Genomic DNA, 14303 nt, shown 5'->3' with positions numbered 1-14303 from the left:
CATCACAGCTGACGGAGCCCGGACATGTTAAAGAGCATGCGCAAGAACGGCCTTATTCTGGCAATGTTCGCGCTCGGCTGTACCGCGCTGGTGGTACTGACCAACGAGCTGACCAAGGATAAAATCGCCCACCAGCAGCAGCTGGAGAAGCAGCAGACCCTCTCGGTATTGCTGCCGGAGGGGAGCTATGACAACGATCTGGTGGCCAGCTGCCAGCAAGTGACCAGCAGGAAGTATCTCGGCAGCGATCAGCCGCAAGCCCTCTATACCGCCAGCAAAAATGGCGTGGTGACCGGCTATGCATTGGAGGCGATCGCGCCGGATGGTTACAGCGGGGCGATCCGCATCGTGGCGGGCTTTGATGCCAAGGGCACCATCACCGCCGTGCGCGTGCTCGCTCACAACGAGACCCCGGGCCTCGGTGACAAGATCGAGCTGAAGAAATCGGACTGGATCAACAGCTTTGCCGGAAAATTCCTGACCCATGACAACGAGCGCCAGTGGGCGGTGAAGAAGGATGGCGGCGAGTTTGATGCCTTTACCGGCGCCACCATCACCCCGCGAGCCGTGGTCAAGGCGGTGAAGAACCTGCTTAAACTGCAGCAGGAGCAACCCGAACTGCTCAGCAACGCCCCGGCTTGTCCGGCGGCGAACTAACGGAGTCGAGCCATCATGAACCAGATGGAACAGATTGAAACGGGCGCTGCCCCGATTGCCGAGCTGGAAAGCCGCAAGGGCGAGCTCAAGGAGCTGATGAGTCAGGGGCTGTGGAAGAACAACCCCTCGCTGGTGCAGGTGCTGGGGCTCTGCCCGACCCTCGCCGTCTCCTCCACCTTTACCAATGCGCTGGGGCTGGGCCTTGCCACCATGGCAGTGCTGGTCTGCTCAAACCTCGCCGTCTCGCTGGTGCGCAACTGGGTGCCGAAGGATATTCGCATCCCGGTCTATGTGATGATCATCGCCTCGCTGGTGACCAGCGTACAGCTGCTGATGAACGCCTACACCTATGGCCTCTATCAGGCGCTCGGCATCTTTATCGCCCTCATCGTCACCAACTGCGTCATCATCGGCCGCGCCGAGGCCTATGCCTCCAAGAACCCGCCGCTGCTGGCGGCCCTCGATGGTCTGATGATGGGCCTTGGCTTTACCCTGGTGCTGCTGGTACTGGGCGGCATGCGCGAGATCATCGGCATGGGCACCCTGTTTGATGGCGCCGAGCTGCTGCTGGGCGAGTGGGCCAAATCCCTGCGCGTCGAGCTGTTCCACGCCGATGCCAGCCTGCTGCTGGCAATTTTGCCGCCGGGCGGCTTTATCGGGCTGGGGCTGTTGATCGCCGCCAAGAATGCCATCAACGACTGGCGGGACCGCAAAAAAGCAGCCACAGTGGCCCACTGCAACGTTGCCCCGGCTCGCGTCCGGGCGACCGAACTATGATCGGACGCAAGGCATGAACAACCAGAAACGCAGAGAGATCCTGGAGCGACTGCGGGAAAACAACCCCCACCCCACCACAGAGCTCAACTTCAACTCGCCATTCGAGCTGCTGATCGCCGTGCTGCTCTCGGCACAGGCGACCGATGTCAGCGTCAACAAGGCGACCGACAAGCTCTATCCGGTGGCCAACACCCCGCAAGCGATGCTGGAGCTCGGGGTGGACGGGCTCAAGGAGTACATCAAGACCATTGGCCTCTTCAACACCAAGGCCGAGAACGTCATCAAGACCTGCGCCATCTTGCTGGAGCGCCACGGCGGCGAGGTGCCGGAGAACCGCGAAGCGCTGGAAGCCCTGCCCGGCGTCGGCCGCAAGACCGCCAACGTGGTACTCAACACCGCCTTTGGCTGGCCCACCATCGCCGTCGATACCCATATCTTTCGGGTCTCCAACCGCACCGGCTTTGCGGTAGGCAAGAATGTGGATCAGGTGGAGGAGAAGCTGCTTAAAGTGGTGCCCGCCGAGTTCAAGCTGGATGTCCACCACTGGCTGATTCTGCACGGACGTTACACCTGTCTGGCTCGCAAGCCCCGCTGTGGTTCCTGTATCATCGAGGACTTGTGCGAGTACAAAGAGAAGGTCTATCCCGAGAACTGATAGCCTCGCAACCGAGATTGAAAGCAGTACACATCACCAACCCGGAGAACTGAGCAATGAGAATTCTGCATACCATGCTGCGTGTCGGCGATCTGCAACGCTCCATCGACTTCTACACCCGCGTCCTTGGCATGAAGCTGCTGCGCAAGAGCGAGAACAGCGAGTACAAGTACACCCTGGCCTTCGTTGGCTACGGTGACGAGAAGGATGAAGCGGTGATCGAGCTGACCTACAACTGGGGGGTGAGCGAGTACGAACTGGGCTCAGCCTATGGCCATATCGCGCTGGAAGCGGACGACATCTACGCCACCTGCGACGCACTGCGCGCCGCCGGTGCCAAGATCACCCGTGAGCCAGGCCCGGTCAAGGGTGGCACCACCGTCATCGCCTTCGTCGAAGATCCGGACGGTTACAAGATTGAACTGATTGCCAAGAAAGATGCCGGTACTGGCCTCGGTGACAGCTTCTAAGCTGCCCTAATCCCGCAGCCGAATGGCAGGATCAAAAAAGAGCGCAGATGCGCTCTTTTTTATGCTTCTTTGCCGGGGACAGCGCTAGATCTCGCCGTTACGCCCCATGCTGATCACCACTCGCCGGTTCTTGGCACGACCCTGCTCGGTTTCGTTGGAGGCGACGTGCTGCTTCTCGCCATGCCCCTCCACCGAGATCTTGCCGGGATCGATCCCCAGATCGACAAACACCTTCTTGATGGCATCGGCCCGCTTCTCGGAGAGTTTCAGGTTCGGCCAGCGGCCGCCATAGCTGTCGCTGTAGGCATCGATCACCACCACATCGATGCTCTTGTCCGCCTTGATAAACTCGCTGATCATCGCCAGCCGCCGCTTGGAGGGGATGGAGAGCTGATCGCTGTTCTTGTCGTAGGTGAGCACGCTAAAGGCGATATCGTTGAAGCTGTAAGGCAACAGTCCGCTCAGACAGTCGATAAAGGCCTGATATTTGACCCGAAAGTTGACAGACGACAGCGACACTCGCACCGCGCGGTTCTGGCGATACCAGTCCCGATACTGGAAGGTCGGCATCCGTCCCCCCTCCAGCTCGTCGAGCATGGTCCAGGCGGTTTGCCCCTCCACCAGCCCATCGAACTGCTGATAGAAGCGCAGTTGACTCACTTCTCGCCCGGCGATGCCCGGGCGCCATACCGGCGGCATGATGCCAAGGCTCACCGTCTGGGTCTGGGCCTGTGGCCGCTTGCCCTTGAGCTCGAAGTCGAGGTTGATCTTGCGCCCGGCGCGGCTGACAAAAGCCCCCGTTCCCCAGTTGGGAATAGGGTGCTCGAGACGACACTCAATCTGGGTATCGGAGGTCAAACGCCAGACGGATTGATCCAGACCGGCACCAAATTCGGTGACCCCAGCCTGTAACTGCATACTCACGGATATGCTGACCAACCCCAACATCCAAGCGTTCAATTGCTTGTCCTCCACACGATCTCACAAGAGATATCGGCGGCAAGAGGCCAAGCTTTAGCGACAAACTGCAAAGGCGTGCCGTTGCTGTGGCAAAGGCTTGCCCCTCAGCGACAGCCGACCGCAAGCGGCGCTTATTCCCCCCTCTTAGCTCCGTGCCAACCGGCAGGAAGCTCGCTACAGTAAAGCCAGGGCAATCAGACGCCGCTTATCGGGAACCACACTCATGCACAGCTCTTGCTCCTCTTTATTGCAGATGTTGTTGCCAATGCTGCTGGCGCTATCCGGCGGCGCCGTCAAGGCCGCAACACAGGATCAGGAGTGGGCACAGGAGCGCGCCAATGCGGTGCTCTCGCTGATGACCTTCACCGTGGTGCCCGACATCACCGCCAGCAACCTCGATATCGGCAGCGGCACCAATCAATCTGCTGCCCTCAACATGACCCAGATCGGCGGCGGCGCCACCATGAGCGAAGCCGTTCCCATCTATCTGGAAGGGGCGATCGGCTTTAGCCGCTACGATCCCCAGTTTGTGGTGAGCAACGGCACCGAGAGCCGCACCCTCCCGACCAAATGGAACAGCCTGACCGCCTCTGGCGGGATCGGCTGGGATATCGCCCTCCATGAAGACCCGCGCGGTGGCCACTGGGTGCTGCGCCCCATCGCCAACGTCTCGCTCGGTACCATGGCCAGCGATCTGCGGATCGGCAACTGGCTGCTGGAGCGCACCAAGGGCTACTCGCTGGATTTTCTCGATGGTGGGCAGCTCAATATGTACGGACTGGGCGGCTCGCTGATGCTCGACTACGAGCTCTTTTCAAAGACGCAGGATATCGATATCGAAGTGCGCTACTCCTACCAGCACCTGCAGAGCTTTGGCGGCACCTCGACCAGCGTCCGTGGTCACGCCGAGGCGGAGAACCTCGGTCTCTATCTGCGTCGCCGGGCCCCGCTGTTTGACTGGACTCTGCTCGACAGACCGGTGCGCTATGTACTGGAGGGGGCTCATACCGCATATCTGGGGGAACAGCGGGGGTTGCTTGGCTTTGACTCCCTCAACTCTATCGGCGCCGGTCTGGAGCTGGACAGCAGCAAATACGACATCATAGTCACCCGTACCCGGCTGGTTGCCCGCTATATGTTCAGCCACAATACCAGCGGTTATTCCATCGGGTTGGCCATGAGTTTCTAAGTCGTTATTTTTGCCTGACAAAAGTGGGCAATCCTCAGTGAACGCACAGTAACACTCCAGATAATCACGCCCTATTGACGGAGGGTTTATTTATCCTGACCCTTTCATATGCCTCACCACCCCATCATATCAGGTAAAAATATCCACCTGCTGGTAGGCTAATTCCCCCCCTCGCACACCGAATATTGGAGTTTTTTGTCTGTGTATTTACGGCGCGCAATGGCTGATTGGTCCTGTGATGTCGCCAGCCTGTACTCGCTTGCAACAGAGAAAATACTCAACTCCAGATATTGCAGCCCTATGGCCAACTTTATCGACACCCATAAGGAACCATCCTGGATGGTCCCCCATCTTTTGCACAGTGACTTGAACCACACCTAACTCACTGTTTTAAATGATTTATAGTTTTTCATACTTTATGAATACAATTAATCCTGTTTTATTTTACTTACATCACCCGACTGCTAAATTTGGCGTCATCCCGGCAGGACGAGGCGCACTGAAACGACTGGCTGCGGGCTACCGATAACAGGTGTGCAATGGGCACAGAAATAACGTTAAGGCATAGCAACCGTTATTTTGACGACATCACACTTGCTGATCCTTGTTGATTTGAGGTTATCTGATGAAAAAAACGCTGCTTGCTCTCTCTGTATTGGTCATGACCGGAACCGCATATGCAGGGGTGCCTGATTTATCCGCCAGCTGTCCTGGACATATTAATCTTCGCGTCGAAGATGGCACGGCTTATATCAATAACCAGCAAGTTCCACTTAAAAAAGTGAATTCAAATTTCTACGAGGCGAGCAAGGGGCGCACCACCCTCTCCATGGTGAAAAATGGCGACTGGGGCATCACCTATTTTGTCAAAAATGGCGACAGCGGCGCCTGCCAGCTCAATGACGATGAGAACGATGACGACGGCGATGATGAGAGCGCCAGCAGCAGTGCCTACAACGGTAGCACTGCGCAAACCAAGGTTGCCGAGAACGCCTGCATGAACGCCGTCGCCAGAAAAGCGGGCGTCAGCCGCAGCAAACTGACCCTCGACTATGTGGCCGACTCCCAAGCGGGGATGATGATTGATATCAAGGGGCCCCATGACCAGCTCTGGCACTGCCTCACCGACGCCCGCGGCCATATTTCTGGCATCAATCAGGACTGATTTCGAGCCACGGCTCAGCGGGGCCCACACCGACCGTGGGGGCTCCACCCCTTATCCATTGCAATTATTTGATACAGGAAAATGAAGATGAAATCCAAACAGACTCTGCTCAATGTCGCCCTCGGTTGCCTGCTGGCGATCGGTATCTCCGGCTGCGCCGTGGCCAAAACCCATCACGGCCACAAGACCCATGCCCAAGCGCACGCTCAGGAAGGGGCCGTGCAGTATGGCGACGAGAGCCCGTGGGCTGGCAACTATAAAGCGGTTACTGACGATGGCCGCACCGTGGCCGAAATTCACGTCGATACCACAGGGGAGACCTATATCGATGGCAATCAGGTCAAACCAAGCCACAGCGGCAGCGACTACCTGAAATTCAAGCAGGAGACCATCACTTACACCCTGCGCAAAAGCGGCGCCAGCTGGAAAGACAGTGATGCTGGCACCAGCGGCCGCATCCTGTTCGATTGATAATCCCGACACCGGCCTTGCCAGACACCAAGCCCCGCCAAGGGGCTTTTTTGCACCTGCAAAATACTATCAGCCTCTGCATGATCACCAACGAGAAAGTAGCACGTCGCAAACTCAGCCTGCTAGAGCTTGCCAAAGAGCTCAATAACGTCAGCAAAGCCTGCAAGCGGCGCTGTTTCCCAAATCAACCATCAAGCCACAACTGCCCCAGCCCCAAGTGACCGTTACACTCGGGGCCCAGGGTATTGAGTTTGTTTATGGCGCTGACATACGCCATCACCTCTCCCACTTGGCCGTTGTAGTTACGTAAACTGACTTTCCCCGCTAACAACTGTTTGAACCGATACATCGCTGTCTCTGCAAGTGAGCGACGGTGATACCCCGATATCTTCTTCCAGTACGCCAGCCCTTCCTTGCGCATCACCAGCACCGCGTCATTTCTTGCGTGTCCTTTTTTCCATAACCCCGCGCTTTTGCGAGGCGGGATACAGGCTGTTGCCCCTTTGCGCAAGATAAGCTGATGACTGGGCGCCATCCGCATAAACACGCCCCAGTTTGCGCCGTAGTGGATTGAGCAGAGTCGGCAACACCTCGACATCATGGACATTCTCCAGTGAGATTTCCGCCGCCACGATATCGTGGGTTGCCGGGTCTACCGCCAGATGCAACTTGCGCCAGACTCGCCGTTTCTCGGCGCCGTGTTTTCTGACCTTCCACTCGCCTTCACCAAATACCCTCAGCCCGGTTGAGTCGATAACCAAATCGGTAATACGTCCTTTTGGGGGCTGTCGATAAGCCACCGTCACCGTGCGGGCCCGCTTGCTTACACAACTGTAATCGGGGGCACAAAGCGGTACGTTCATCAACTCGAACAGGGAGTCGAGTAGTCCCTGAGTGGCCCGCAGAGTGAGGTTGAAAATCCCCTTGAGCATCAGGAAGGTGCAGATGGTCTGGTCAGTGTAGAGTTGGCTGCGGCCTCGGCACCCATGATGGCCGTGGTGAAACCAGTTGTTCATGGCCTCGGCATCAACCCAGAAGGTGAGTGAACCACGGTTAATCAATGATTTGTTGTATTGAGGTCAGTTGGTGATGGGGTGAAGCGACGTGCTCATGATGCAGGCTTGAAGGAGATGGTGGTGATCAGATCACCAAGTCCTCAATTAGTTCCATTTAAGCTGCATCGATTTGGGCAACAACGCCCCTGCAAGCTCATCGGCTACAGCCGTCAGCAGTTCTACGAAATCCGCCGTAATTACCAGACCTATGGCGCCGAGGGATTGCTCGACAAATTGCCCGGCTGTAAAGGGGCTCATCCCAATCGGGTTGCGCCCGAGATTGAACAGGCCATCCTCGATTACTCCCTCACCAGACCAGCTCATGGCCCGCTGCGAGTCGCGCAAAAACTGGCTCTGCAAGGCATCAATGTCAGTGCGGGCGGTGTGCGTGGCGTGTGGCAACGGCACGACTTGCTCTCCAAACACGACCGCTTGCTGCGCCTCGAGAAAACCCACCGGGAGCAGACCATTGAGCTCAGTGACGAGCAAATTCGCCTGTTAGAACGCTTTAGCCCCGAGTTTCGCGAACGCCAGATTGAGGTTTACTACACCGGAGAACTGGTGGCGGTCGACACCTTCTTTGTCGGCGCGCTCAAGGGGGTTGGCAAGGTGTATCTGCAAACCGTGCTGGACTGCTACAGTCGCCACGCCTGGGCGCGGGTCTATACCATCCTGTCGGATAACGGGCGCGAGTTCTGTGGGCGCCCTGACCACCATCCCTACGAGCTGTTCCTGCAACTGGAGGGGATTGAGCACCGGACAACCAGGGTGCGCAGGCCGCAGAGCAACGGCTTTATCGAGCGACTGCATCGCACACTGCTGGATGAACACTTCCGTATCAAGGGGAGAACGACTTGGTATGAGTCGGTAGAGCAGATGCAGACAGAGCTGGATAGCGATCTGGAACACTACAACACCCAGCCAACACCCAGCGGCCACATCAGGGCAGGATGATCGAGGGTCAAACCCCCTACAGTATGTTCAAGAAGGGTCTGAAATTGATACCGAAGGAAGTGCGCACTAAAGTAGCGTAAACAAGACACCGGTTTGAGGCCGGTGTCAGGTGATAACTAGATCTGTACAAATTAAACGAGACCGGCAATTTGCCAACTATCACTAGAAATTACAATCCGGCGATTCACCAGAACTCCGTTACGCAATAGCAATGCCGCCAAAAAGAAAATGGCCGAGATATCATCTCGGCCATTCGTAGCTTGGTCAAAAACTCAAGCTAGGATATTACGCATGTGCAACTTATTAGAAGTTGTACTGCATACCGAATTCCCACTGGTCATCTTTCTCGCCAGCGCTTTCGATTGCGTAGTTAGCATAAGACTTGATGTTGGAAGTGAAGGCATACTCAACACCCAGAATTACGCGATCAAAGATCTCGACATCATTTGTTGTACCAACAACACTGTCAATATTGGTACCTTTAGCATCCAGCTTGTTGTAGCCAGCCAGCAGTTTCCAGGAGTCGATGGTGTAAGAACCAGCCAGTTCAAAGCCTTTCGCTTTAATCTCTTGACCATCATCGAAGCCTTTCAGCTTGGATTCGTTATACATGGCGCCGAAATAGAAGGCATCAAAGGCGTAAGAAGTACCGATCGCCCAGTCATCTTTACTCTTCAAGTTGCTGATTGTTGCACCGGTGATATTGCCATTGATGTCTTTCTCTGCGCCCAGATAAGTGCCACGTTCAAATTCTTTGTTCTCGATACTCACGCCGAAGCCAAAGCCGTTAGCCATGTTATAACCGGCACCAACAGCATAACCGCCTTCCAGTCCTTTCTTGTTACTGTCTTTATCGACTGATGTAGAGGTCAGAGATTTGGACAACAATTCTGTACCAAATTCATCCATACTGCTATTTTTGCTGATGTAGGAGGCATTGAAGAAAGCGCCATTCCACTCACCACGGTAGATAACCTGACCTTCTTGGCGACCATCGTTTACGCTCGCAACGTTACCCAGCTCTTCAAAGATATCGGCACGATCTTGTACGCCCCACTTAGAAGCAGTATCGGTCTGACCAAACATGAACTTACCATATTGAGAACCATCAAAACCGGCCCAAACATGACGTGCAGTAAGAGAATCTTGCTTGCTGTTTTCTGAACTCAGTTGCCATTCGCCCTGAGCAATCGCAGACCAAGTGTTGTTCAGGGCAACTTTACCCTGCATACCGGTACGGGCATAGGTATAGACTTCACCTTTAGTGGTGGAATCGCTCTTTTTGTAAAAGAGATCGCCATTGTCCTTTTCGTCCAATGCGGCAGTGTTTTCTTCGCCTTGATAGGCGGCATGAACACGTCCATATACATCAAACTTGGTGCCATCTTTGTCATATACGGTAGCTGCGTTGGCTGCGGAAGCGAACAGAGCCGGGATAGCAATTGCCAGAATTGTCTTTTTCATAGTTTCCAATGCCTACTGTAAGTTAAACACTAAGTCGTTGTTATTCCCTGTGTTAGCGATGTTCTTTGCATCACTATGCCGCCGAGACTAGCACCGGATTTTTTGAACCGCAATGAAAAAACTTGGAACTTTTTATGGAAATCATGGTCACCAAGATGAAAATGTGATGCGCATCTCACTTGAAGCAGAACCAACGGGAAAACGTTTACAATTAATCCTGCTGATTATTTGGACTAAAATAGTCTATTTTTCATGCAAATAACGCTAACTACCTGATAAACAACCAACGTGGTCTGATCAGCGTAAAACTGCCGTGATAATGGCTGTTGCCTCGACCTCACCAAGGGGTTGCGGGTATCCTTGTCCTTCGATTAACCCCTAACTGGCCTTCTCTTCATGCTCTCTACTCGCCTTAAAGCCACCATTCGTCAAACCTATCGCCAGATTTCGGATGGATTACCCGGTTTTGTGCCGCGCAAAGAGCAGAACTTTCTGGTGGCCGAGATAGCCAAAACCCTGACCGGCGAGTACGACAAACAGCGCCGGATCCTGGTTGCCGAAGCGGGTACCGGTATCGGCAAATCCCTCTCCTATGCGCAGGGCGCCATTCCGGTGGCGCGACTCACCCAGAAGAAGCTGGTGATCTCCACTGCCACAGTGGCTCTGCAAGAGCAGCTGATCCACAAAGACCTCCCCTTTTACCACCGCCACAGCGAGCTGCCGTTTCGCTTTATGCTGGTCAAGGGGCGTCAGCGCTACTGCTGCGAGCATCTGCTGGAGCAGGCAGCCAGTGGCGCCGAGATGGCCAACTTCGAGCTCGACTTTGGCAGTCTGAGCAAGTCCAAGCCCTCTGACAGCGACAAAGATCGCTACCAGGCCCTGTGGCAGGCCTACACCAATGGCAAGTGGGACGGGGATCGGGACAACTGGCCGGAGCCCATTCCCGACACGTGTTGGGATCGCATCGCCGCCGACCGCCACACCTGCAACAAGGCGCTGAGCCATCACCAGCACTGCCCATTTCATCGCGCCCGCAACGATATGGAGAGCGCCGATGTGCTGGTGGTAAACCATGCGCTGCTGCTCTCCGATCTGACCATGGGCGGCGGCATCATTCTGCCGCCCCCCGATGAGTGCATCTATGTGCTGGATGAGGCCCATCACCTGCCCACCATTGCCCGGGATCACGGCGCGGCGTCGGCCAGCGTCAAAGGCTCGCGTCGCTGGTTGGAGAAGCTGGTACAAAGTGCAGGCAAGCTGGCGCGGACTCTTAATAAGGAGAGCCTGCTCGACCCCCAACTCAAACTGCAGGATGCACTGGCCTCCATCCAGCCTGATCTGAAGGCGGTCGAGCAGTGGCTCAGCGCCAACGATCGGCTTTTTGGCAGTGAACCCCACTACCGTTTCGCCGAAGGGGTATTGCCGGATCCCCTGCCCATGCTGGCAGAGAATCTCAAGGAGTCGAGCAAGAAGGCGCTGCGGGCGCTGGATCGGATGCAGGGGGCCATAGGTGAAGCGCTGAAAGATGGTGAGATCCGCCGCAAGGAGGCCGAGCCCCTGCTGGCCGAGAGCGGTTTTCATCTGCAGCGACTGGAGAGTTTCTGCGCCCTCTGGGAGATGCTGGGGCGCCATGTGCCGACCGGCAAAACCCCGCTCGCCCGCTGGATGGCCAAGAGCGATGACGGCGATATCTGGCTGCACGCCTCACCGATAGAGGTGGGCTATCTGCTGGAGGAGTGGCTCTGGTCGAAATGTCTAGGTGCCGTACTGGTCTCCGCGACCCTCACCGCCCTCTCTTCCTTTAGTTATTTTCGCCATCAGGTGGGGCTCAAGGAGCACGATGGTACCCGCTATCTGCGCCTGCGCTCCCCCTTTGACTATCAGAAAGCCGAGCTCTATCTGCCCAAGATGGAGCACGAACCCAACTCGCCGGCCTTTACCAACGAGCTTGTCAGCGTGCTGCCACGCATTTTGGCGGGCAAGGAGGCGAGTCTGGTGCTCTTCTCCTCCTACCGCCAGATGAATGAGGTGGCCGTTGGCTTGCGAGCCAAGGGACTATCACTGCTGGTGCAGGGGGAAGCCTCCCGCAATGCCCTGCTCACCCTGCACAAACAAAAATGCGATGGCGGTCAGGCCAGCATCCTGTTTGGTACCGGCAGCTTCTCGGAGGGGCTGGATCTGCCGGGTCACTATCTCACCAATCTGGTGATCACCAAACTCCCCTTTGCGGTACCCAACTCGCCGGTCGAGGAGGCCACCGCCGAGTGGGTGGAGCAGCGAGGGGGGAACCCCTTTCTGCAACTGACAGTGCCGGAGGCATCGCGCAAGCTTATCCAGGCCTGTGGCCGCCTCATCCGCAAAGAGGCTGATCGGGGACGGGTCACCATTCTCGACCGCCGCCTGCTGACCAAACGTTATGGCAAGGGGTTGCTTGATGCTCTCCCCCCGTTTACACGGCGGATCGAGTAAATCAGTCTGCCGCTATTGACAAACAAACTGACAGCAGCGCAAACATCGAGCACCAGAAAGAGCCATTGCCGCAGTAGGCCAAACCTGTAAAAATGAGCCCCTGTTTTCAGTGGGCAATCGCCTGACTGTTCAAGGAGATGAAATGAAACTGACTGTTCTGGTACCGGCGCTGGCTGGTCTGTTGTGGGCCGGTAGCGCCCTTGCTGATGCCCAATTGGAAGTGACCACCCCGTATGTCGTCCAGCTGATCGATGGTCAAGCAATCAATCCCTCATTACTCGATAACACCAAAAAGTTTCCACTTAGCGTTGGTAAACATCAGCTCGTGGTTGCATTTGAAGGCAATTATTCTAATCGAGACGAAATCAAGCTGGTGACCGCCGAGCCGCTGGTGCTGAACTTCACCGCTGCCGACAACCAGCAGCTGGTGCTGGACTATAAAAAGCCCCGCAACGAAGCAGAAGCCAAACAATTCCTGAAGGATCAGAAAGTCACGCTGAAAGACAAGGTCAGTGGTCAGCAAGTGAGTAGCGAACAGTTCGTGATGCCGAAAGTAGAGGGCTTCCAGCTGACCCGTGACTATCAGCAAGAGCTGATCAACATGGGCAAAGCCTTCAACCAGCCCAAAACCGTTGCCGTCTCTACTGCTGCCGTGATGGCTGCCGCCAGCGCACCGGTTCAGGTTGCCCCCAGCAAGGCTCAAAGCAATCCGGAAGCGCTGACCCAGTTGCAAAACTGGTACAACAAGGCAGATGCGGAAACCCGCAAAGCCTTCCAGATCTGGGTTATCCAGCAGCAATAAGCCGGACTGAGAGATTGACTGAAAGGGGAGCCAAGCTCCCCTTTTCCATATCCTGCGGTCTCACTCACGACGCGTCTTGATTTATGCGCTGCCACTTCCCCTTTATATAGGGAGTGTATATATGGATTCATCTGCTGATTTCATATATAGAAAGCGCCACCTTGCCGGGGAGAATGGCACCATGTCGTTGCACATTTTCTATCACCCCCTCTACTCCTCCCTGACGCTACCCGAGCGCCATCGCTTCCCACTGGCCAAGTATCAAGGGCTGTTTGAACGCCTGCAGGTGCAGGGTTACCCCCTTGGCGAAGCGCCCGCCGCTACCCGGGAGCAAATCTGTCGCATTCACGATGCCGATTATGTCGCGGCGGCCCTGAGCGGCCAGCTGGAAGATCGCGCCATCCGCAAGATCGGTTTTCCCTGGTCACCCATGCTGATAGAGCGCACCTTGCGCTCGGTGGGTGCCACCGTTGCCGCCAGCCGCCATGCACTTGAGCAGGGCTGCGGCTTGCAGATCTCCGGTGGCTACCACCACGCCCATCGGGATCACGGCAGCGGTTTTTGTCTGTTCAACGATCTGGTGATTGCCGCCCAAGCTTGCCTCGACGAGGGGCGTTGTGAACAGGTGCTGATCGTCGATCTCGATGTGCATCAGGGAGATGGCAGTGCGACCCTGTGCGCCAGACGGCGCGATATCATCACCCTCTCCCTCCATGGGGAGCACAACTTTCCCCATCACAAAGCCGCCTCTCACCTCGACTTTCCGCTGCCAAGCGGCATGACGGACGATGCCTATCTCACCACACTGCAACAGGCACTCTCGCTGGCACTGCGCCTCTATTCGCCGGATCTCATCCTCTATCAGGCGGGCGTCGATGTGCATCATGCTGACGAGCTTGGCTATCTCTCCCTGAGCGATGAAGGGGTTCGCCTGCGCGATGCCATGGTATTTGACTGTGCAATCAAGCATGGGTTGCCCATCGCGGCGGTGCCCGGTGGCGGCTATCGCCGCGACTGGCAACAGCTGATCCCGCTTCATATGTCGCTGTTTGAAATAGCGCGCCACCGTTTTAGCTGATGGCATGGCTTTATAGCGCGGACACCCCATCAGAAGTGGGCGGGCACTTCACCAGATAAAACAGAAGAGGCGACCCTGGGGTCGCCTCTTCGTGTTTCGTCATCTGGGTCACACAAGCTCGCTCGTTGTCAGGCAAG

General features: G+C 56.2%; 12 protein-coding genes and 2 pseudogenes. 11 read left to right on the top strand and 3 right to left on the bottom strand.

The genetic code is table 11. The features are described from left to right. The first annotated feature begins 24 nt into the window (after positions 1-24). Genes rsxG through gloA form a run of 4 tightly spaced genes read left to right on the top strand, consistent with a single transcriptional unit; the run spans position 25 to position 2559 of the window. Positions 25-657: an electron transport complex subunit RsxG gene (gene rsxG, locus ACTG2J_RS08050; RefSeq protein ID WP_439997362.1), complete on the top strand. Its 633-nt coding sequence runs from the start codon at positions 25-27 to the stop codon at positions 655-657. Positions 658-672: 15 nt separating this feature from the next. Next, positions 673-1434, top strand: coding sequence for an electron transport complex subunit E (locus ACTG2J_RS08045; RefSeq protein ID WP_439997361.1), 762 nt, complete (start codon positions 673-675; stop codon positions 1432-1434). Positions 1435-1447: 13 nt separating this feature from the next. Next, complete coding sequence (gene nth, locus ACTG2J_RS08040) at positions 1448-2089, top strand: endonuclease III (RefSeq protein ID WP_201906336.1); 642 nt, start codon at positions 1448-1450, stop codon at positions 2087-2089. Positions 2090-2145: 56 nt separating this feature from the next. Next, entirely contained in the window at positions 2146-2559 is a 414-nt protein-coding gene (gene gloA, locus ACTG2J_RS08035; protein ID WP_005347113.1) for a lactoylglutathione lyase, read from the top strand. A gap of 84 nt (positions 2560-2643) precedes the next feature. Here the strand turns inward: gloA and ACTG2J_RS08030 are convergent, their stop codons facing one another. Further along, on the bottom strand, positions 2644-3519 hold the full coding sequence (locus ACTG2J_RS08030) for a flagellar protein MotY (protein ID WP_005359611.1): 876 nt from the start codon (positions 3517-3519) through the stop codon (positions 2644-2646). A gap of 223 nt (positions 3520-3742) precedes the next feature. On the opposite strand from ACTG2J_RS08030, the gene ACTG2J_RS08025 reads away from it, so the two are divergent. From ACTG2J_RS08025 to ACTG2J_RS08015, 3 genes are all read left to right on the top strand, one after another. Then, entirely contained in the window at positions 3743-4708 is a 966-nt protein-coding gene (locus ACTG2J_RS08025) for an autotransporter domain-containing protein (RefSeq protein ID WP_439997360.1), read from the top strand. A gap of 625 nt (positions 4709-5333) precedes the next feature. Then, complete coding sequence (locus ACTG2J_RS08020) at positions 5334-5873, top strand: hypothetical protein (RefSeq protein ID WP_439997359.1); 540 nt, start codon at positions 5334-5336, stop codon at positions 5871-5873. A gap of 87 nt (positions 5874-5960) precedes the next feature. After that, positions 5961-6344, top strand: a complete 384-nt coding sequence (locus ACTG2J_RS08015; protein WP_371155147.1) for a hypothetical protein — start codon at positions 5961-5963, stop codon at positions 6342-6344. A gap of 184 nt (positions 6345-6528) precedes the next feature. Here the strand turns inward: ACTG2J_RS08015 and ACTG2J_RS08010 are convergent. Then, positions 6529-7405, bottom strand: a pseudogene (locus ACTG2J_RS08010) (IS5 family transposase). A 135-nt stretch (positions 7406-7540) separates the two neighbouring features. Here ACTG2J_RS08010 and ACTG2J_RS08005 point away from each other — a divergent pair. Next, a pseudogene (locus ACTG2J_RS08005) lies at positions 7541-8433 on the top strand (integrase core domain-containing protein); the annotation flags it as partial. 223 nt (positions 8434-8656) lie between these two features. On the opposite strand, the gene ACTG2J_RS08000 reads toward ACTG2J_RS08005, so the two are convergent. Beyond that, positions 8657-9817, bottom strand: coding sequence for a porin (locus tag ACTG2J_RS08000; protein ID WP_368177755.1), 1161 nt, complete (start codon positions 9815-9817; stop codon positions 8657-8659). Positions 9818-10213: 396 nt separating this feature from the next. Between ACTG2J_RS08000 and dinG the strand changes: the two genes are divergently transcribed. The 3 genes from dinG (at position 10214) to ACTG2J_RS07985 (ending at position 14166) form a co-directional block, all read left to right on the top strand. Next, positions 10214-12286 carry an ATP-dependent DNA helicase DinG gene (dinG, locus tag ACTG2J_RS07995; protein ID WP_439997357.1) on the top strand — a complete coding sequence of 691 codons (2073 nt, stop codon included), beginning with the start codon at positions 10214-10216 and terminating at the stop codon, positions 12284-12286. A 142-nt stretch (positions 12287-12428) separates the two neighbouring features. Further along, on the top strand, positions 12429-13088 hold the full coding sequence (locus ACTG2J_RS07990; RefSeq protein WP_270816956.1) for a YccT family protein: 660 nt from the start codon (positions 12429-12431) through the stop codon (positions 13086-13088). Between the two features lie 181 nt (positions 13089-13269). Beyond that, positions 13270-14166: a histone deacetylase family protein gene (locus tag ACTG2J_RS07985; protein WP_439997356.1), complete on the top strand. Its 897-nt coding sequence runs from the start codon at positions 13270-13272 to the stop codon at positions 14164-14166. The last annotated feature ends 137 nt before the right edge of the window (positions 14167-14303 follow it).

Origin of the sequence: Aeromonas sp. 6P (assembly GCF_051919525.1) — a bacterium.
GTDB lineage: Bacteria > Pseudomonadota > Gammaproteobacteria > Enterobacterales > Aeromonadaceae > Aeromonas > Aeromonas veronii.
This window is presented reverse-complemented; position numbering and strand designations above follow the sequence as displayed.